The organism is Cupriavidus sp. GW822-FHT02D05 (genome assembly GCF_058802485.1).
In genome coordinates, this window is sequence record NZ_JBXAOE010000029.1 from 28,364 (window position 1) to 46,021 (window position 17,658).

Sequence of the window (17,658 nt, forward strand, 5' to 3'; positions counted from 1 at the left end):
AGGCAGTTGGCCACGTTCGAGCAATATGCTATTTTTCTCATATGATTCGCATCTCGATCCTGCCCCACCTCCAAATCCGCGACGACAGCGATGCCGCCAGCGCCCCACTAGACGTGTCCCGCCTGGTCACCTTGCTCGGGCATATCGAAAGCACAGGCAGCATCAGCCAGTCGGCGCAGGCGACCGGCCTGTCCTACCGCTACGCCTGGGGCATCCTGCGTGACGCGCAAACCCTGTTCGGCGGCGCGCTGATCGTCAAGACCCGCGGGCGCGGCAGCGCGCTGTCGCCGCTGGCACAGCAACTGGTGTGGGCCAGCAAGCGCATTGCCGCGCGGCTCTCACCCACGCTGGAGAGCCTGGCCTCGGAACTGGAAATCGAACTGAAAAAGCTGGTGGACCAACCCGGCCCCACGCTGCGCCTGCACGCCAGCCATGGCTTCGCGGTGGCGGCGCTGCATGATTTCCTGGATGCGCACCAGGTGCGCCACGACCTGAAATACTGCGGCAGCCTTGAGGCGGTTGCGGCACTTGCGCAAGGTGCCTGCGATATTGCCGGCTTCCATGTGCCGATCGGCGAATTCGAGCGGGACATGCTGGCGAGCTTTGCCACATGGATTCGCCCGCAGACCCATTGCCTGATTCAGCTCGCGGTTCGCTCGCAAGGCATCTTCGTGCGCCCCGGCAACCCGAAGCAGGTCACCACGCTGCAAGATCTCTGCCGCGCCGACGTGCGCTTCGTCAACCGCCAGACCGGTTCCGGCACGCGGCTGCTGCTGGACCTGATGCTCAAGGCGCGCGGCATCGACAGCGGGCGCATCGAGGGTTACAGCAATGGCGAGTTCACCCACGCCGCGGTGGCCGCCTATATCGGCAGCGGCATGGCGGATGCGGGGTTCGGCGTGGAGACGGCGGCGCGCCGCTTCGGGCTGGATTTCGTGCCGGTGCTCAAGGAACGGTACTTCTTTGTGATCGAGCGGGAGCGCCTGCAAAGCCCAGCACTGGCCGGCGCCGTCGCGGCACTCAGGAGCGCCGGTTTCCGGCAGGTGGTGGATGCCCTGCCCGGCTATGACGGTAGCCTGACCGGTACGGTATTGACGCTGGAAGAGGCGTTCCCCGACCGCGCGGGCCCGAGCGACTGACCAGGCTGGAGCTAGCCGGATCTAGCGCGCAGGCGCGCCGTCCGGCACGGCCTCGATCCGCTCGACGCGGATGGCCGGCGCCCACGTGCCGGGCTGGTTTGCGCGCAGCACGGTGCCGGTCACGCCCACCTTCTGGCCGCGCAACGCCTCGGCCTCGCCGACAGGGAATTTCTCCAGCACCCATGCCTCGCCATCAGCGGTGACCAGCACCGGCTGCTGGAACAGGGCGCTGCCCTTGACCATCACCGTGCCCGTCAAGGCGATGGACCGCCCGGCCGGCACCGCGTGCACGCACGCAGCCAGCACGACGGACAGGGCAGCAATCAGGAGCAGGATTCGGCGCATGAGGTTTGTTGGATTGACAAGTCCGGGCGGCGAACATCGCCGCCCGGGAGCCGCCGGAGGCAGATCCGGCGAGCCTGCGCTTAGCGCGGTCAGTACAATCAGTACACCACGACGGATAGCGTAGCGCCGGCAGGCACGCGCACGGTCTCGCTGAACGTGGCACCCCCGTTGCTGCGAACCACCGGGAAACTACCATACGGCTGCAACGTGGCGGGCACGGCCACCGGCAGCTTGCGCGAGGCGCGGAACAGGTCCGGATCGATCAGCGGGAGCGTAAAGCCGCCGTCGACACGGGCCGGGTAGCCGTAACGCGACGGCGACGTCGCGGCTGGCATCAGCGAATTGCTGGTCACGCTCCAGCGCAACAGTTCCTGGCTAAAGCCGGAGTCCGGGCGCGCGGCCTTGATGGCCTGGTCGAGCACGGTCTTGGAGTCCGCGCTGGAAGTCCGGCCCAGCAGGTCCTTGTAAAAGGCCAGGCCGAGTTGCCGGTCCAGGAAGCCGCCGAAGCTGCCCGACACCGAATAGCTCTCGCAGGTGGCGCCGAATCCAGTGAAATTCAGCATATTGCAGTTGAAGTTGCCGTTGCCATAGCTCACGTAGTCCCTGAAACGCACGTCGCGGATCGCGTTGTACGTGGGGTCGATGGTCTGGCTGGCGAAGTCCTCCATCATCATCGCGGACATTTCTTCCAGCCAGCTATCGAATGCGTACTGCTGGCCGGCCTTGACGCCGCGGCGGTAGAAGTTCTGCATATGCATCCCCTCGTGCGCCATGGTCATCTTCATCGACTTCAGGCCTTCGGCGCCGCCCAGGTACAGGGTCTCGGAATCGAGATAGAGCGACAGCGACTCGTTGCTGCGTGAATCCGAGGTGGCCTTCAGGTTGTGCAGGCCCCAGAAATAGCCCACGGTGCCGAATGGCTTGCCATTGTTGTCGAAGTTGAGCACGACGATATCCACCGGCTGGCCGCTGCCGGCGATCAGGTTGTTGTAGCTGTGCGCGCCCCACAACGGGCCGCCGACCGAGGTCAGCATGTCGTAGATGCCGCCGCCGCTAGCGAAGGCGGCAGCCAGCGTGTCGACGAGGGTGCCGGTGACCTTGCCAGGCGCCGACTCGGTGGTCTCCACCCAGATGTTGACGGTGGTGGCGTCTGTCGTGCTCACTTGCTTGACCAGCGTGGCCGCGCGGCGTGTGCCGTCGGTGTGGTACCAGCTCTTGGTATCGTTGAGCACGGAAGCGAGCGGCGGTGGCGGTGCGATTTCGGAAAGGCTGGCCACCTGCTTGCCGCCGGCCAGTGCTGCCCAGCCGGTGCGATTGAACTCGGCAATGTCGCGCAGCGTTTGTTCGTCCTGCCCGGTGGAGACCGACTGAATCGAGAGGTTGCCCAGCACGGACTGGATCACCGACAGCGACAGGCCGGCCGGCATGGCCTGCGCCGTGGCGCCGTTGGTGTAGAGCAGCGTCACGGCCTTGCCATTCACGCCGCCGATGGCAACGGGCACATCGGCTGGCGCGCCGGTGGTGTTGGAGGCAGACCAGACGCCGACGCCGGAACCCGAGTAATTGCTGGCATCCACGGCGCTGCAGCCGCCGCAGGCCGGCGCCAGCGTGGGCGGCACGGGCGCGCTGGCGACCGGCACGGAAGGACTCGCGTTTGTCTGGGCGGCAGCTGGCGCATCGCCGCCACCGCCACCGCAGGCGGCGACAGACATGGCGGCCAGCAGGGCAGCGAGCTGGCTTGCGCATTGGCGGAAGAGAGGACCCCTCATGTTCTAAAGCTCCGATTCTTGTTCTGTGGATGCAGGCCTGGGCGCACGAAGCCTAAGCCACACAAATAACGGCATCCGGGACAAGAGCTTTAACGAGGGAGAAAACTGCAGGCGAGTGCCAGAAGCGCTGCGCAAGCCAATGGATTCAGGCCTTGGCGGCGCCGCGCCAGCGCCGGTACATCGCCATCAGGGGCGTGGCCGATGAGCCGTGCAGCACCACCGATAGCACCACCACGCAGAGCGTGGCGTCGGCCAGCATGGCCCCGTGGCGGAAATCCGCACCATGCGCAAGCGCATAAGCCAGGTAGTAGACCGAGCCGATGCCGCGCACGCCAAACCAGGCAATGAGCCGCCGCTGCGGCGGCTGCAGCGCAACCCCGATGGTGGAGATCCCCACGGCCAGCGGGCGCACCACGAGGATCAGCGCCAGCCCCAGGCCAAGGTACTCCCAGCGCAGCATCCGTACGGAGAGCAGCGCGCCCACCGCCACCATCACGCTAAGCTCGGCTAGCCGCTCGAGGTCCAGCGAGAACTCGCTGACGGTGTGCGCCAGGTAGGCGGCAGCCTTGTCGTGCTGCACGGCCGTGCTCTCCTGCTCCGAGAACACGGTCGCGCCCAGCACTTCGTCAGCCTCGACGTCCTGGTTCTCCTGGTGCTCGACGTGGCGCATGGCCATGCCCGCGGCAAACACCGCCAGGAAGCCATAGCTGTGCACGGCCAGCGCGGCGCCGTAAGCCAGCCCGATCAGGCCGACGGCGAAGAAGCTCTCCATGCCGGCCGCGCCACGCTGGCGCTTGCGCAGGGCCAGCACCGCGCGGCTGCACAGCCAGCCCATGCTCCAGCCCAGGGCCAGGCCAGCCAGCGAGGCCCACAGCAGGTCGACCCACAGCCAACGCTGCCAGCCAATGCCGGCATCCTGCGCGCCCATCAGGCCAAGCGCGAGGATGACGAAGGGAAACGCGGCGCCGTCGTTGAGCCCGCCCTCCCCGGTCAAGCTAAAGCGCATCCGGTCGCGGTCCTGCGTATCCTCGACCTGCACGTCGGAGGCCAGCACCGGATCCGTTGGCGCCAGGATGGCCGCGAGCAGCAGGGCCACGCCCGCAGGCAAGCCCATGGCCCAGAAGCCAATCGCGAACAGCATGGCGATGGTCAGCAGCATCCCCACCGTGGCCAGCCGCAGGGCAACGCGCCAGAGGCGATCGCGCGGATGCACACGCAGCCGCAGCCCCACCGCGAACAGCGATACCAGCAGGGCGATCTCCGTCACGATCTCCAGCGCAACCGCATGATCGCGATCCGTCACATCGCCCCGGATCAGGCCAAGCCCCCATGGCCCGAGCCCGATGCCGAACAGCAGGTAAAGCGCCGACGCCGACAGCGGCAGCCGCTTTACCTGCGAACTGATCAAACCCATGGTGATGAGCAACGCGCCGATGACCCAAGCCCAGGTACCAAACAAGGAACACCTCCTGTAGCGAGCCTTCACTGAGAATAGCCGGAGCCAGGCAGGGCATGCACCGGGGTGAGACGTGCGAAGCGCGCGTGGCATTCAACTTGCTGTGCATCCATGCCTGGCCCGGCGGGCACGCCATGCCGCACTGCGCGCGGCGACTATGCAAGAATGGCTGGCAGCACTTGAAAAAGCTACCGAAGAGGAAGCCTTGCCGATGCTCAGACCGCGCTTTCTTTCGCTCCTCCTGGCATTGCCGCTGGTGGTCGGCCTAAGCGCCTGCTCCACATCGGACGTGCTCAATGCCTTAACCCAAAGCAAAGCCTATGCCCTGAGCACCAACGTGCCCTACGGCGACGGCGAACGCGCCAGGCTCGACATCTATGCGCCGCGCCAGCCGGCGTGCCCAGGCCAGGCGCCGGTCGTGGTGTTCTTGTATGGGGGCACCTGGAACAGCGGGGAAAAGGCCGAGTACGCCTTCGTCGCGGCAGCGCTGGCCGCGCGCGGCATCCTGACCGTGATCCCGGACTATCGCCTCTACCCCGAAGTCAGCTATCCGGATTTCCTGGTGGACAACGCGCGCGCGGTCGCGTGGACGCGGCGCGAGATCGCCGGCTACGGCGGCGACCCGCAACGGCTGTTCCTGATGGGGCACAGCGCGGGTGGCTACAACGCCGCCATGCTCGCGCTCGATGCGCGCTGGCTCGGCAGCTTCGACATGAGTCCCGCCCTGCTGCGCGGCTGGATCGGGCTGGCAGGGGCCTACGATTTCCTGCCGATCGAGAATCGCCAGGCGCAGCCGGTGTTCCACCACCCCGACTACCCGCCCGGTTCGCAGCCGATCGACTACGCCGATGCGCGCTCACCCGCAGCGTTCATCGGCGTGGACGACGGCGACCGCCTGATCAACCCGCTGCGCAACTCCGCGCAAATGGCAACGCGGCTGGAACAACGCGGCGTGCCCGTGCAGTTCCGCAGCTATGCCCGGCTCTCCCACACACTGCTGATCGGCGTGTTCGCCGACCCGCTGCACTGGCTGGCGCCCGTGCGCGACGACGTGGCCAGCTTCATCCTGCAGCGCGCCGGTTGCAGGAGCGCGGCATGAGCGTGGCGTCTGCCTGCCTCTATATCTGCAGGTTCGACAACGCCACCGGCTACGGCTACGGCAAGGGCTGCCGGCACCCGCGCAAGACGTCGTCGCGGCGCGCGAAAAAGAAGGCTCAGTAGACTTCCGGCACGATCATGTTGTCGGGCACCGGCTGGCGCGAGTAGTCGTCGTGCCGCTCGCGCTGCGGCAGCACCACGGGCGGCTGCACGCGCTCTTCATAAGGCATCTGCTGCAGCAGGTGATGGATGCAATTGAGGCGCGCTTTTTTCTTGTCGACCGCCTGCACCACCCACCACGGCGCCTCGTCGATATGCGTGCGCTCCAGCATGATTTCCTTGGCGCGGGTGTAATCCTCCCAGCGCCGGCGGGATTCGAGATCCATCGGGCTGAGCTTCCACTGCTTGAGCGGATCGTGGATGCGGGAGAGGAAGCGCAGGTGCTGCTCTTCGTCCGAGATCGAGAACCAGTATTTGATCACCTGGATGCCGGAGCGCACCAGCATGCGTTCGAACTCCGGCACCGAGCGGAAGAACTCTTCGTACTGGTCGTCGGTGCAAAAGCCCATCACGCGCTCCACGCCGGCGCGGTTGTACCAGCTGCGGTCGAACAGCACGATCTCCCCCGCCGCCGGCAGGTGCGAGACATAGCGCTGGAAATACCACTGGGTGCGTTCGCGGTCGTTGGGCGCCGGCAGCGCCGCCACCCGGGCCACGCGCGGATTGAGCCGCTGGGTGATGCGCTTGATCACGCCGCCTTTGCCGGCCGCGTCGCGCCCTTCAAACAAGATCACGACCTTGTGGCCAGTCTCCACCACCCAGCTTTGCAGCTTGACCAGCTCGCCCTGCAGGCGGAACAGCTCGCGAAAGTACAGCCGCCGCGCAGCCCGCTCGTCGTCGTCCAGGCCGCCGGCGGCTTCGCCGAACAGCGTATCGACATGGTGGTCTTCCAGCTCCAGTTCGAGTTCTTCGTCATAGTGATCGGCCACCTCGCGGTGGATACGCCGAATCAGCTCGTTCTCGTCTGGTCTCATTGCTAACTCCTGTTCGCAACAACGTGGTGACTGGCAGGCTAACCGCGAGATGTGACGCGCTCGTGAATGGTCACCCGTGCGCTCAGTAATCGCCCTGCTTGCGGAAGGCCCAGCGCCCCGCCAGCACGGTGAAGCTGGCCACCAGCACCACCAGCACCCAGAAACCGTGCGGATGGTCCGCCAGCGGAATCCCGCCCACATTCATGCCGAAGAAGCCGGCCACAATGTTGATCGGCAACGCCAGCACGGTGACCAGCGTCAGCGTGAACAGCGTGCGGTTGGTCTGCTCGTTGAGCTTGGCCGCGATCTCTTCCTGCAGCAGCTTGATGCGCTCGACCAGCGCGGCCAGGTCGCTCAGCACCAGCGAAAATTCCTCAGTGGAGGAGCGCAGATCCTGGATGTCCTGGTCCTGCAGCCAGGCGGGAGGCCGGTTGAGCAGGCGGAACAGCGCGCCAGGCTCGGGCGCGAGCAGCCGCTGCAAGCGCACCAGGCCGCGGCGCATGGAGCCAAGCTCCGCGCGGTTGCCGTGCAGACGATGCGAGAGCAGGCGATCCTCGACCTGGTCCACGGTCACGCTGGTTTCGCGCACGATGCGCACCAGCACATCGGCCTGGTCGCGCAGCAAATGCACCAGCAGCGCCAGCGGCGTGTGGAACAACTCGCCCTGGCGCACCGAGGCGCGCAGCTGGTCAACCGAGCGCAGCGGCTTCATGCGCGCTGTCACCAGGATGCGGCGGTCGGCGCAGGCCCACAGCGTGGAGATATCGGTGGTGGCCACGCCGAAGTTGTAGATCACGTCATTGACCACCGCAAGCAGCGCCGTATCCAGGCGCTCGATGCGGGTGGAGCGCGAGCCCTCGCGCAGCGCCTCGAAGAATCCCTCGGGCAGGTCGAGCTGGCCCTTGAGCCAGCGCTCGCACGCGCTATGCGACAGATTGAAGTGCAGCCAAAGAAACTCGTCGCCCGACGCAGGCTGCCCGAGCCACGCGGCCGCCGCGGCGGAATCGATGGGCTGGCCCGGCTCGCCGGGCAGGAAGCGGAAGCCGCTGACCAGACCAACCGGATCGGAGCCGTAGCTGGCTTCGACGATAGCCGCATGCATGTGGTGCCTCTTCGAAAACGCGAATTCGCGAAGATGGGACATTAGCATGCGGGGATGACGGACGGCACCCGGCCATGGGCTGCGGTCTAGGGCATCTCGCTCTTGCCTGCGCCCGCCCGGCCCCTCCCACTGCGTGGGGGGAGCGAACCAGAGAGAGCAGAAAACGATATTCCGTGTAGCCGTGATTCCCGCCTCCAGGCGGAAATCACCCAAGCGCGATGCAAACCGAGGCGTGGAGGTTTGAATCTCCCGTTATGCGGCGCCTCGTCGTCAGGCCAAAAGAGCGGAAAAGAGGGACCCGTGTCTGAGCATCGCCTTAAGGCGATGTGAGTTTGGGTCCCGGCCGCTCTTTTGGTCTGGCGACGAGGAGTCTTTCGCCGCATCCGGGTCGCCTTCTTTGCCTACTTTCTTGGCGAGACAAGAAAGTAGGTCGCCGCCCCGCAGGGGTGGTGAAACTGCAGTTGCCCTTGACGTTGAGCAGTTGCAGTTGCAGTCAACCTACCCCACCCAATCCCCTCACCCGAACTTGCGCCGGGCATCCAGCGCCAACCCGGAACCAATGCCGCCAAACAGATCGCCCTCGATCCGCTGCGCCCCGGGGATCAGCTCGGACAGCCGCTCACGCAGCAAAGGCACGCTGCTGGACCCGCCGGTAAACAATACGGTGTCGATCGCATCCGCCTGCACGCCCGCATCGCGCAACAACGCCTGCACCGTCACCTCGGTCTTGCCAACCAGCTTCGCAATGGACTGGTCAAAGTCAGCGCGGCTGATCGCCATGGTCTCGCCCGGGGCGATGCGCCCGAGGTCGAGCTGCGTCTGCGGCTCGCCCGACAAGGCGATCTTGGCGGCTTCCACCTGGATCGCGAGCCAGTGGCCGGCGCGCTGCTTGATCAGGCTGATCAGGCGGTCCAGCTTTATCTTGTCGGCGGCATCGCGATAGTTGTCCATCACGTGCGACCATGCCTTGCGGGTGTAGACCAGGTTGATGGTGTGCCAGCTCGCCAGGTCGAAATACTGGCCCGAAGGCATCGCCTTGCCATTGCGCAGCTCGCTGCCCAGGCCCAGGAATGGCATCACGCTCGCCAGGCTCAAGCTCTTGTCGAAGTCCGTACCGCCGATGTGCACGCCGCCGTTGGCCAGGATGTCGCCACGCCGGTCGACCTTGCCGGCCCGCTCGGGCGACAGGCGCACTAGCGAGAAGTCGGAGGTGCCGCCACCGATGTCGGCCACCAGCACCAGTTCCTCACGCGCGATCGTGGCTTCATAATCGAAGGCCGCGGCGATCGGCTCATACTGGAACTCGATGTCCTTGAAGCCGGCATCCGCCGCGATCTCGCGCAGCGTCTGCTCGGCGAGCTGGTCGGCCTTGGGGTCTTCGTCGATGAAGAACACCGGGCGGCCCAGCACGACCTTGTCGAAGCTGGCGCCGGCCGAGGTCTCGGCGCGCTGCTTGAGCTCGCCGATGAAGTGCGAGAGCAGCTTGCGAAACGGCATGGCCTGCCCCATGACCTCGGTGCTGTCCTCCATCATCGAGGTGCCGAGCAGGCTCTTGAGCGAGCGCATCAGCCGGCCTTCATAGCCCGCCAGGTAGTCGCCAAGCGCGGCGCGGCCGTAGCTGACCAGCGGATCCTCGGAATGGAAAAAGATCACGGAGGGCAGCGTGAGCTTGCCATCTTCGAGCGGCAACAGCGTGGGTTGTCCCGGCCGGCACCAGCCCACCGTGGAATTGGACGTGCCGAAATCTAGGCCGCAAGCGTTTGACATCATGTTTCTGGTTTCTTCCCTACTGCATGGTTAAGTCCGGGCCGGGATGGCCGTGCTGGCTGGGCCGTCTTTTTTCCGCGCCGGACGTTGCGGCCAGCATGATAGCAAGCCCGGCCGGCACGCCAGGGCCACGGGAGTGCTCAAGCAGGCGCATTCAGCAGCGCGAGTATCTGCTGGTGCAGCCGCGGGTCGCCGCAGGCCACCACGGTGCCGCCCTGCTGCGCATCCCCGCCGGTCCAACTGGTCATGACGCCGCCAGCGCCTTGCACGATGGGAATCAGCGCCTGCACGTCGTAGGCCTTCAGGCCGGCCTCGACCACGGCATCCACATGGCCTGCCGCGACCATGCAGTAGGCGTAGCAATCGCCGCCGTAGCGCTGCATGCGGGCGGCGTCCGCCACGCGGCGGAAGGCGGCGAACTGCGCCGCGTCCTCGAACATCTCCGGCGTGGTGCACATCAGCTTGGCCTGCGCCAGGTCGGCGCACGGCCGGGTACGCAGGGGCTGGCCGTTGAGCCATGCCTGGCTGCCATCGCCGCTGAACCGCTCGCGCGTGAACGGCTGGTCCATGATGCCGATCACCGGGCGCTGGCCGTCATTGAGCGCGATCAGCGTGCCCCAGAGCGGCAGCCCGGTAATGAAGGCACGGGTGCCGTCGATGGGATCGAGCACCCAGGTCAGCGGCGAGGTGCCGGCCACGCGGTCTTCTTCTTCGCCCAGGATGCCGTGCTCCGGGTATTTCGCCAGGATCAGGTTGCGCATGGCGCGCTCGGCTGCCTTGTCGGCCGCGGTGACCGGGTCGAAGTGCCGGCCGCCCTTGTCCTCTACCGCCGGGGCGCTGCGGAAGTACGGCAGGCTGGCGTTGCCGGCGGCCTGCGCGAGGCCTGCGGCGAAGTCCATGTATTCGATAAGCTGCTCTGCGGTCAAAGGCATGCGGAGGTCCTGGGGTCCGTGGATGGTGTCGGGGCGGCGGCCGTATGCGGCTGCGGGCAGGCCGGGCTGCGCGCGCGCTGTGGGGCAGCGCTGGCCACGCGGCCCGCCAGCATTGTAGCGGGCCGTGGGAGGCGGGCATCGATCGCCTTTGGCGTCTCGCGGGCGGAGTGCTAATGTCAAGAGTGCGGGTAGCCGTCCATGCGTCGCCCAGCAGTCCGTACCTTCTTTCGCCGAGCTCGCTGAGTGACTCCGGGGACACCCGTTGCCGACGTGCCCGCGTGCCAGGAAAAATTTCCGTCCCGCGTGTAAGTTCGTGCCGCCACCGTCGACAAAGGCACATAAACCGTTGCAGCCGCACCTGCGAGCGCCACGGAACATTGGAGAATGACGGTGGACACAGCCTCCCAGCTATCGCGGCCCGCACAGGGCCGCCGCGGACAAACGTCCGCCTCCATCCAGCCGGCATGGGTGCGCATCACTCATTGGCTCAACGCCATCGCCGTCATCATCATGGTGATGAGCGGCTGGCGCATCTATAACGCGTCGCCACTGTTCGGCCTGCATTTCCCCAAGGGCATCACGCTCGGCGGATGGCTGGGCGGGGCACTGCAGTGGCACTTCGCCGCCATGTGGCTGCTGGTCGCCAACGGGCTGTTCTACTTGTTGATGAACGTCCTCACCGGACGGTTCCGCCGCCGCTTCCTGCCGCTGTCGGTGCCCGCCGCGCTGCGCGATATCGCCGCGGCGCTGCGCGGCCGGCTGGCGCACCCGGACCTGGCTGAATACAACGCAGCCCAGAAGGCCATGTACCTGGGCGTGGTGGTGGTCATCGTGGTCACGGTGCTGTCCGGCCTGGCAATCTGGAAGTCGGTGCAATTCCCGCTGCTGCGCGACCTGATGGGCGGCTATGACGCGGCGCGCTGGGTCCACTTCGTGTGCATGAGCGCCATCGTGCTGTTCATCGTGGTGCATGTGGCCATGGTGGCGCTGGTGCCGCGCACGCTGCTGATCATGCTGCGCGGCCGCTGATCGCCGGCCGTGTTCACGCAAACGCATCCACAGAACTGAATCCACAGAGCCGCATCGCGGAGAACCGCCATGAACAAATCCAAACCCATCGTCACGCTAGACCGACGCCTGATCCTGCGAGACGCCGTGCGCGAACTCGATATGCCGTCGCGCCGCCTGTTCGCCAAGCGCGCCATCACGCTGGGCGGGCTGTCGATGCTGACGGGTTGCAGCCTGAGCGACGACGCCTCGGTGGAGCGCTTTCTCACCGCGGTATCGCGCTTCAACGATCGCGTGCAAGGCTGGCTGTTCGACCCCAAGCGGCTCGCGCCCACCTACGCAGAGTCCATGATCACGCGGCCGTTCCCGTTCAATGCCTTCTACGGCGAGGACGAAGTACCCGAGGTCGACGGTGCCGACTTCCGGCTGGAGGTCGGCGGCATGGTGGCGCGCAAGGATCCGTGGACGCTCGAGCAGCTCTACGCGCTGCCGCAGACCTCGCAGGTCACGCGCCATATCTGCGTGGAAGGCTGGAGCGCCATCGGCAAGTGGGGTGGCACGCCCTTCTCGGAATTCCTGCATCGCGTGGGTGCCGACACCAGCGCGAAGTACGTGGGCTTTCGCTGTGCCGACGACTATTTCACCAGCATCGACATGCCCACCGCGCTGCATCCGCAGACGCTGCTGACCTTTACCTACGACGGGGAGAAGCTGCCGCCCAAGTACGGCTTCCCCATGAAACTGCGCATGCCGACCAAGCTTGGCTACAAGAATCCCAAGCACATCATGGCGCTGTACGTCACCAACACGTATCCCGGCGGTTACTGGGAAGACCAGGGATACAACTGGTTCGGCGGATCCTGATCCGCTTGAAATTGGCCGGCATGATGCCGGCCTGCACACTGACCAACCCAAGGAGATCTTCATGAACAAAATTTTCGCAGCCACCCTGCTCTCGACCACGATGCTGTTTGCGGGTCATGCCTTTGCCCAGGACTCCATGAAGAAGGATGCCATGAGCAATGACAGCAGCATGGCCAAGGACACCATGGGCAAGGACACCATGGGCAAAGACAAGATGAGCAAGGACAAGATGAGCAAGAGCCACGACAAGATGAGCAAGGACAAGATGGGCAAGGACAGCATGAGCAAAGACTCCATGAGCAAGGACTCGATGGGCAAGGACACCATGGGCAAGGACACGACGAAGCAGTAAGCAGTGCGCCCGCTTGCCTGCCAGGCGAGCGGCGGGCCATGTGACAACGCCCCGGCTTTTGGCCGGGGCGTTGCTTTTCGGGCGCAAGGAATCTCAGGCATCACTCACGCGTCACTTCGGCGTCACTTAAGCATCACTCAGGCGTATCGGGACATACCCGCAGCTGCCGTCACTGAAAGGCGGATGAAAGCACTCGCGCCTACTGTGCTTGGTAAGCCATTGGGGTGCGCCTAAGCGCGCGCGCTTGCTGTCGATGACGATCTGTGGCGGAAACCAGCGTAGCCTCGCGCCGCGCCAGCTTCCTCCGATTCGCGCGCAATTCCGCAAAAAATACCGCGCGTAGCCTGGTCCGCCGTGCCTGCCTTGCCGCAGATGCGCGGCCCGGGTTTCACTGCAGGCGAGGGAGACAGCCTCATGGAACTATTCGAACACCTGGCCCTTGGGTTCTCCACGGCGCTGACACTGCAGAACGTTGGATACTGCTTTCTCGGCTGCGTGCTGGGAACGCTGATCGGCGTGCTGCCCGGCATCGGGCCACTGGCGACCATCGCCATGCTGCTGCCGGTGACCTACACGCTGCCCCCGGTGGCTGCGCTGATCATGCTGGCCGGCATTTACTACGGCGCCCAATACGGTGGTTCCACCACCGCCATCCTGGTTAACCTGCCGGGTGAGTCGTCGTCGGTGGTGACCACCATCGATGGCTACCAGATGGCCAGGCGAGGGCGAGCGGGGGTGGCGCTGGCAACCGCCGGCCTAGGCTCCTTCTTTGCCGGCTGCGTGGCTACGCTGATCCTGGCCGCGTTTGCTACGCCGCTGTCGGAACTGGCATTCAAGTTTGGGCCCGCCGAGTATTTCTCGCTGATGTGCCTGGGCCTGATCGGCGCCGTGGTGCTGGCTTCGGGCTCGCTGCCCAAGGCCGTGGCCATGATCGTGCTGGGACTGCTGCTGGGCCTGGTCGGCACGGACGTGAACTCGGGCGCCGCGCGCTTCTCCTTCGACGTACCGGAGCTGACCGACGGTGTCGACTTCGTCGCACTGGCCATGGGCATGTTCGGCTTTGCCGAGATCATCGCCAACCTGGAGCAGAAGGAAAACCGCGAAACCTTTACCGATCACGTCACCAACCTGTGGCCCTCCAAGGCGGACTTCAAGCGCATGGCGCCAGCGGTGCTGCGCGGTACCGCGCTCGGCTCCATCCTCGGGATCCTGCCCGGTGGCGGCGCGGCGCTGGCTTCCTTCGCGGCCTACTCGCTGGAGAAGAAGACTTCCAAGTACTCGCATGAATTCGGCAAGGGCGCCATCGAAGGCGTGGCAGGTCCGGAATCGGCCAACAACGCCGCGGCGCAGACCTCCTTCATCCCGCTGCTCACGCTGGGCATTCCGCCCAACGCCGTGATGGCGCTGATGGTGGGCGCGATGACCATCCACAACATCCAGCCGGGCCCGCAGGTCATGACCAGCAACCCCGCGCTGTTCTGGGGCCTGATCGCCTCGATGTGGATCGGCAACCTGATGCTGATCATCCTGAACCTGCCGCTGATCGGCATCTGGGTCAAACTGCTGCAGGTGCCCTACCGCTACCTGTACCCGGCCATCCTGGTGTTCTGCTGCATCGGCGTGTTCTCGGTCAACAACCAGACCTTCGACGTCTTCACCGCGGCTGGCTTCGGTGTGATCGGCTACCTGTTCATCAAGCTCAAGTGCGAGCCGGCGCCGCTGCTGCTGGGCTTTGTGCTGGGGCCGATGATGGAGGAGAACTTCCGCCGCGCGCTCTTGCTGTCGCGGGGGACATTCACCGTATTCCTGACCCGTCCGTTGTCGCTCGGCCTGCTGATCGCGGCCGGGCTGCTGGTCTGCATCGTTGCCCTGCCGTCGATCAAGGCCAAGCGCGAGGAAGCATTCCAGGAGGAATGACGCCGGCATGGCGACGCCGCCGCGGGCGGGCGCCTCATCGGTAACAGCGTTAGGGAAAGGGCCGGCACAAGCCTACACTGGGAGAGTGCCGGTCCGGCACGGACGGACATCGATGGGGGTATTGAATGAATTACAGTCCCAGGCAACCTGGTCAGCAAACAGCGCCGACCACACCCTGGAAGACACACTTCCAGCAACCCGGCGAAAAGCGCAGGACCTCCCAGCCCGGCCAGTTTGACCCGCAAGCGGTACAGCCCGCCGACAAGAAATAGCGTGACAAAGCCCGTGCCGCAATAGCCACGGGCTTTGTACTTTATAGCGGGGGATTTGGTTTGTCTGTGCGGCCGGGCTGGCGGCCGGCCGGATGCCTGCTAGGCCACGCTGCGCGCTTCCGCGCGGTCGTGGCCGGCCCAGGTCAGGCGCCACCCGGAGGTAGCGGTCTTGGCGACCAGGCCCGAATCCTGAAGCAGCAATAAATGGTGGCTGAGCTTGGATGCATCGGCATTGCCCAGCGCCTTGGCGAGCTGGAGATCCGTCATCATCGCCTGGCTGTCAGCGCGCAGTGCCGTCAGCACGCGGTCCGCGAAGGACATGTCACGCCTCATCTTGCACTCCCGGTGTCTCGAACGCCCCGGCGGCAGCTTGTCACCGCCACCGCCTCGGGTGAGCGTCAGGTGCTGAACGGGAGCACGCCGGCAGCGGCGGCACCCCGCGCTTCTTGCTGCAACGCAAGATGACACGGTCCAGCCTGACGTTCCGTCTCAGTCGCACTTCAGTTGCGCATTATTTGCGCTTTACTCGCGCCTTGATTTGCGCCTTGATTACTTCTTCTTGCCTGCTGCGCCATCATTGCCGACGCGCGACTGGACGGCACCGAACGGTGCTGCGGGCGCGACCGGCTTCTTGGGTTGCTTGGGCTTCTTGGTTTCGCGATTGCCGCGTAATTGACCTTTGGCCATGGTGTGTCTCCACGAGTGGGTTACTGCATTGCGTGCCAGGCGGCAGATCCAGCATACCCGCTTACTCCAGCGTTCAGGGAAATATCGCGCGCGAGGCGCCTGCGCATGACGGAAGCAGGAGAATCGCCTTCGGCCGCCGCCTGATAACCGCGTGCCATGGCCCCGCCAAGTAAATCGGACGCCACCGGGCAAACAGCGTATGCTCGTTGAAGAAAGGAGATCAACATGTCTCAAAATCATGCGATCTACAAGGGGTTCAAGGTTTCGGCCAATGTACGTCGCTCGTTCGACGAAAGCGCCAATGCCGAACTCGCACGGGCGAGCTTTCTCGCCACCGTGACCATCACGCAGGTCAGCGGCGACAGCGGCTCGCTCAGGCTGGTGCCACCTTTGCTCGAGCATGTCGCGCACACGCCGCACGATGCCATCGACCTGGCCGTGTCCTATGCCAGGACCGTCATCGACGACATGTCCACCTTCGTCAAGCGCAAGTAATCCCGCCCCCTCGATTCGCCCGGAATTGCAGTCCATCGCGCGGCCGCCCTGACCGGCCTGGCCGCAGCCACGCCCAGCAAGACTTCCCCACGAAAAAACAGGAGACGACCATGGACCGACAGATCAAGAACAAGGCGGAACTGCGCGCGATGATTCGCGCCGAGCAGCAGAAATTCGCGGAATGCAGCGGCGCCTGCTTCGGCGACGTTTGCTGGCATGCGCCGGACGCAGGCGGCTGCAATTGGAATCTGTCCACCATGGAGGGCGGCGACAGCGCGGCCTGCATCGAGAAGATCCGGCCATTCACGGCCACGCTGCAGGCGCAATACAACATTCCCGACGAGGGGAAGTAAGGCGGCCAGGCGCCTGGTGCCACGTAACTAGTGCCCCAGGCGCTCGATCCGGGCCTTGGCGTTCTCCAGGGCATCCGCCATGGCAAGCTCGCGCGAGCTGAACGCGTTGCCCTGGTTTTCAAAACGGCCGTGCGTATCCAGGGTATAGACCCAGTTCCATTGCCCGAAAGTGCGCTGCGTCAACTCCAGGTTGACGTAATGGCCCTGATAGAAAAAACTCTCCGGCATCGATCACCTCGTTCAGTTACGGCCTGCCGGGCATCGGGCACCGGCTTTCCCGTGATACGACAGGTAGCGCCGGGCCACACCAGCGCCACGAGGGGCGCTATGCGCAACGCCATGTCTATCGTACGCGCAAATCCGCGGGCGAGCGCCGATTGACGGAAAATGGTATCATTGTCAGTCTTGGCCGTTCGCCGACCCTCTTCTCGTCGGCCCAAACGTGCCGGCTGCCAGACATCATCAAAATATTAACGGCAGCCTGTCGGGCGTACACCCGATTCGTTCAGGGCGACAACCGCCCATCACCCTCCCGACCCGGCGGCATGTCCGCTCCGTAACCTGTGCGCATGTACCTGGCGCATCAGCCTGCGCAAGCACGGTCCACTCATCACCAGCTGCCTTTCCCGCGCAAATGCGCGAGATCTGACGTTGCTGGACAACGCAAACACGGCGACCGATCGCCAGAAGAGAGCACGCGGCGCACCATGAGATGCGCTCAACGTTGCCTCAGATCGTCCGCCCGCATAAGGGCAACACCTTGAATCAAAGCATCAATCGCACCAATAGCACCACCCGCGCCAACCGCGCCAATCCGTACACGGTGTCGGTCTACCCGATACAACAAGAGCCAGGCGTGTGGTTTGCGACCTATCTGATCGCCGAATACAAGAACGGCTCCGAATGCATCGTCGCCAACGTCTCGATGCGCCATGCCACGCATGGCACCGAAGCCCAGGCTAAACAGGCCGCCCGACGCGCGGCCGAGAGCGTCGCTGCCGATATGCGCCTGCAATAAGCCGGCCACACGAAAAGCAACCCGCATGCGTCTCAACCTACTGTGCAGCA

At 65.1% G+C, this 17,658-nt stretch carries 20 protein-coding genes; 10 read left to right on the top strand and 10 right to left on the bottom strand.

Annotated elements, in window-relative coordinates; translation table 11 throughout:
• Positions 1-41 precede the first annotated feature (41 nt).
• Positions 42-1,139: a substrate-binding domain-containing protein gene (locus AC1RQK_RS30740; protein WP_492375289.1), complete on the top strand. Its 1,098-nt coding sequence runs from the start codon at positions 42-44 to the stop codon at positions 1,137-1,139.
• Between the two features lie 21 nt (positions 1,140-1,160).
• Here the strand turns inward: AC1RQK_RS30740 and AC1RQK_RS30745 are convergent, their stop codons facing one another.
• The 3 genes from AC1RQK_RS30745 to AC1RQK_RS30755 all read right to left on the bottom strand — a co-directional run bounded on the left by AC1RQK_RS30745 (position 1,161) and on the right by AC1RQK_RS30755 (position 4,712).
• On the bottom strand, positions 1,161-1,484 hold the full coding sequence (locus AC1RQK_RS30745; protein WP_492375288.1) for a hypothetical protein: 324 nt from the start codon (positions 1,482-1,484) through the stop codon (positions 1,161-1,163).
• A 98-nt stretch (positions 1,485-1,582) separates the two neighbouring features.
• Positions 1,583-3,253, bottom strand: a complete 1,671-nt coding sequence (locus AC1RQK_RS30750) for a M30 family zinc metallopeptidase (protein WP_492813092.1) — start codon at positions 3,251-3,253, stop codon at positions 1,583-1,585.
• 145 nt (positions 3,254-3,398) lie between these two features.
• On the bottom strand, positions 3,399-4,712 hold the full coding sequence (locus AC1RQK_RS30755; protein WP_492375286.1) for a cation:proton antiporter: 1,314 nt from the start codon (positions 4,710-4,712) through the stop codon (positions 3,399-3,401).
• Positions 4,713-4,920: 208 nt separating this feature from the next.
• Between AC1RQK_RS30755 and AC1RQK_RS30760 the strand changes: the two genes are divergently transcribed.
• Both AC1RQK_RS30760 and AC1RQK_RS30765 read left to right on the top strand, forming a co-directional pair.
• Entirely contained in the window at positions 4,921-5,808 is an 888-nt protein-coding gene (locus AC1RQK_RS30760; protein WP_492813094.1) for an alpha/beta hydrolase, read from the top strand.
• Entirely contained in the window at positions 5,805-5,930 is a 126-nt protein-coding gene (locus AC1RQK_RS30765) for a hypothetical protein (RefSeq protein WP_492813096.1), read from the top strand. The genes AC1RQK_RS30760 and AC1RQK_RS30765 overlap by 4 nt, the downstream gene beginning before the upstream one ends.
• Here AC1RQK_RS30765 and ppk2 read toward each other — a convergent pair.
• The 4 genes from ppk2 to hisN form a co-directional block, all read right to left on the bottom strand.
• Entirely contained in the window at positions 5,924-6,841 is a 918-nt protein-coding gene (gene ppk2, locus AC1RQK_RS30770; protein WP_492375283.1) for a polyphosphate kinase 2, read from the bottom strand. The genes AC1RQK_RS30765 and ppk2 overlap by 7 nt on opposite strands.
• Positions 6,842-6,923: 82 nt before the next feature.
• On the bottom strand, positions 6,924-7,943 hold the full coding sequence (locus AC1RQK_RS30775) for a transporter (protein WP_492813098.1): 1,020 nt from the start codon (positions 7,941-7,943) through the stop codon (positions 6,924-6,926).
• A gap of 516 nt (positions 7,944-8,459) precedes the next feature.
• Complete coding sequence (locus AC1RQK_RS30780; protein ID WP_459372993.1) at positions 8,460-9,713, bottom strand: Hsp70 family protein; 1,254 nt, start codon at positions 9,711-9,713, stop codon at positions 8,460-8,462.
• Between the two features lie 137 nt (positions 9,714-9,850).
• Positions 9,851-10,642, bottom strand: a complete 792-nt coding sequence (hisN, locus tag AC1RQK_RS30785; protein WP_492813100.1) for a histidinol-phosphatase — start codon at positions 10,640-10,642, stop codon at positions 9,851-9,853.
• 384 nt (positions 10,643-11,026) lie between these two features.
• Between hisN and AC1RQK_RS30790 the strand changes: the two genes are divergently transcribed.
• The 4 genes from AC1RQK_RS30790 to AC1RQK_RS30805 all read left to right on the top strand — a co-directional run bounded on the left by AC1RQK_RS30790 (position 11,027) and on the right by AC1RQK_RS30805 (position 14,783).
• Complete coding sequence (locus tag AC1RQK_RS30790) at positions 11,027-11,671, top strand: cytochrome b/b6 domain-containing protein (RefSeq protein ID WP_492373378.1); 645 nt, start codon at positions 11,027-11,029, stop codon at positions 11,669-11,671.
• 69 nt (positions 11,672-11,740) lie between these two features.
• Entirely contained in the window at positions 11,741-12,514 is a 774-nt protein-coding gene (locus AC1RQK_RS30795; protein WP_459372991.1) for a molybdopterin-dependent oxidoreductase, read from the top strand.
• Positions 12,515-12,575: 61 nt separating this feature from the next.
• Entirely contained in the window at positions 12,576-12,866 is a 291-nt protein-coding gene (locus tag AC1RQK_RS30800) for a pentapeptide MXKDX repeat protein (protein ID WP_492373377.1), read from the top strand.
• A gap of 414 nt (positions 12,867-13,280) precedes the next feature.
• Positions 13,281-14,783, top strand: a complete 1,503-nt coding sequence (locus AC1RQK_RS30805; RefSeq protein ID WP_006157964.1) for a tripartite tricarboxylate transporter permease — start codon at positions 13,281-13,283, stop codon at positions 14,781-14,783.
• A 371-nt stretch (positions 14,784-15,154) separates the two neighbouring features.
• Here AC1RQK_RS30805 and AC1RQK_RS30810 read toward each other — a convergent pair whose 3' ends face one another.
• Together AC1RQK_RS30810 and AC1RQK_RS30815 are read right to left on the bottom strand one after the other, a co-directional pair.
• Positions 15,155-15,376 carry a hypothetical protein gene (locus AC1RQK_RS30810; protein WP_043344159.1) on the bottom strand — a complete coding sequence of 74 codons (222 nt, stop codon included), beginning with the start codon at positions 15,374-15,376 and terminating at the stop codon, positions 15,155-15,157.
• Positions 15,377-15,604: 228 nt separating this feature from the next.
• A complete protein-coding gene (locus AC1RQK_RS30815; RefSeq protein WP_006157962.1) occupies positions 15,605-15,742 on the bottom strand; it encodes a hypothetical protein in 138 nt (45 codons plus the stop codon).
• Positions 15,743-15,967: 225 nt separating this feature from the next.
• On the opposite strand from AC1RQK_RS30815, the gene AC1RQK_RS30820 reads away from it, so the two are divergent.
• A complete protein-coding gene (locus tag AC1RQK_RS30820) occupies positions 15,968-16,237 on the top strand; it encodes a hypothetical protein (RefSeq protein ID WP_006157961.1) in 270 nt (89 codons plus the stop codon).
• A gap of 110 nt (positions 16,238-16,347) precedes the next feature.
• Positions 16,348-16,590 (top strand): hypothetical protein, encoded by a 243-nt coding sequence (locus AC1RQK_RS30825; protein ID WP_043344153.1) that lies wholly within the window; start codon positions 16,348-16,350, stop codon positions 16,588-16,590.
• 27 nt (positions 16,591-16,617) lie between these two features.
• On the opposite strand, the gene AC1RQK_RS30830 is transcribed toward AC1RQK_RS30825, so the two are convergent.
• Positions 16,618-16,818 (bottom strand): hypothetical protein, encoded by a 201-nt coding sequence (locus tag AC1RQK_RS30830; protein ID WP_150988681.1) that lies wholly within the window; start codon positions 16,816-16,818, stop codon positions 16,618-16,620.
• Positions 16,819-17,302: 484 nt separating this feature from the next.
• On the opposite strand from AC1RQK_RS30830, the gene AC1RQK_RS30835 reads away from it, so the two are divergent.
• The gene (locus AC1RQK_RS30835; RefSeq protein WP_492813105.1) at positions 17,303-17,608 is read left to right on the top strand and encodes an isochorismatase; all 306 of its coding nucleotides are present in this window, start codon (positions 17,303-17,305) and stop codon (positions 17,606-17,608) included.
• Positions 17,609-17,658 lie beyond the last annotated feature (50 nt).

Bases quoted from the DNA above. Each gene is read 5' to 3' on its own strand.
- hisN (WP_492813100.1), bottom strand. From the start codon at position 10,642: ATGCCTTTGACCGCAGAGCAGCTTATCGAATACATGGACTTCGCCGCA.
- AC1RQK_RS30815 (WP_006157962.1), bottom strand. From the start codon at position 15,742: ATGGCCAAAGGTCAATTACGCGGCAATCGCGAAACCAAGAAGCCCAAG.
- AC1RQK_RS30835 (WP_492813105.1), top strand. From the start codon at position 17,303: ATGCGCTCAACGTTGCCTCAGATCGTCCGCCCGCATAAGGGCAACACC.
- AC1RQK_RS30830 (WP_150988681.1), bottom strand. From the start codon at position 16,818: ATGCCGGAGAGTTTTTTCTATCAGGGCCATTACGTCAACCTGGAGTTG.
- AC1RQK_RS30820 (WP_006157961.1), top strand. From the start codon at position 15,968: ATGTCTCAAAATCATGCGATCTACAAGGGGTTCAAGGTTTCGGCCAAT.
- AC1RQK_RS30810 (WP_043344159.1), bottom strand. From the start codon at position 15,376: ATGTCCTTCGCGGACCGCGTGCTGACGGCACTGCGCGCTGACAGCCAG.
- AC1RQK_RS30750 (WP_492813092.1), bottom strand. From the start codon at position 3,253: ATGAGGGGTCCTCTCTTCCGCCAATGCGCAAGCCAGCTCGCTGCCCTG.
- AC1RQK_RS30795 (WP_459372991.1), top strand. From the start codon at position 11,741: ATGAACAAATCCAAACCCATCGTCACGCTAGACCGACGCCTGATCCTG.
- AC1RQK_RS30780 (WP_459372993.1), bottom strand. From the start codon at position 9,713: ATGATGTCAAACGCTTGCGGCCTAGATTTCGGCACGTCCAATTCCACG.
- ppk2 (WP_492375283.1), bottom strand. From the start codon at position 6,841: ATGAGACCAGACGAGAACGAGCTGATTCGGCGTATCCACCGCGAGGTG.
- AC1RQK_RS30790 (WP_492373378.1), top strand. From the start codon at position 11,027: ATGACGGTGGACACAGCCTCCCAGCTATCGCGGCCCGCACAGGGCCGC.
- AC1RQK_RS30765 (WP_492813096.1), top strand. From the start codon at position 5,805: ATGAGCGTGGCGTCTGCCTGCCTCTATATCTGCAGGTTCGACAACGCC.
- AC1RQK_RS30805 (WP_006157964.1), top strand. From the start codon at position 13,281: ATGGAACTATTCGAACACCTGGCCCTTGGGTTCTCCACGGCGCTGACA.
- AC1RQK_RS30775 (WP_492813098.1), bottom strand. From the start codon at position 7,943: ATGCATGCGGCTATCGTCGAAGCCAGCTACGGCTCCGATCCGGTTGGT.
- AC1RQK_RS30825 (WP_043344153.1), top strand. From the start codon at position 16,348: ATGGACCGACAGATCAAGAACAAGGCGGAACTGCGCGCGATGATTCGC.
- AC1RQK_RS30800 (WP_492373377.1), top strand. From the start codon at position 12,576: ATGAACAAAATTTTCGCAGCCACCCTGCTCTCGACCACGATGCTGTTT.
- AC1RQK_RS30760 (WP_492813094.1), top strand. From the start codon at position 4,921: ATGCTCAGACCGCGCTTTCTTTCGCTCCTCCTGGCATTGCCGCTGGTG.
- AC1RQK_RS30745 (WP_492375288.1), bottom strand. From the start codon at position 1,484: ATGCGCCGAATCCTGCTCCTGATTGCTGCCCTGTCCGTCGTGCTGGCT.
- AC1RQK_RS30740 (WP_492375289.1), top strand. From the start codon at position 42: ATGATTCGCATCTCGATCCTGCCCCACCTCCAAATCCGCGACGACAGC.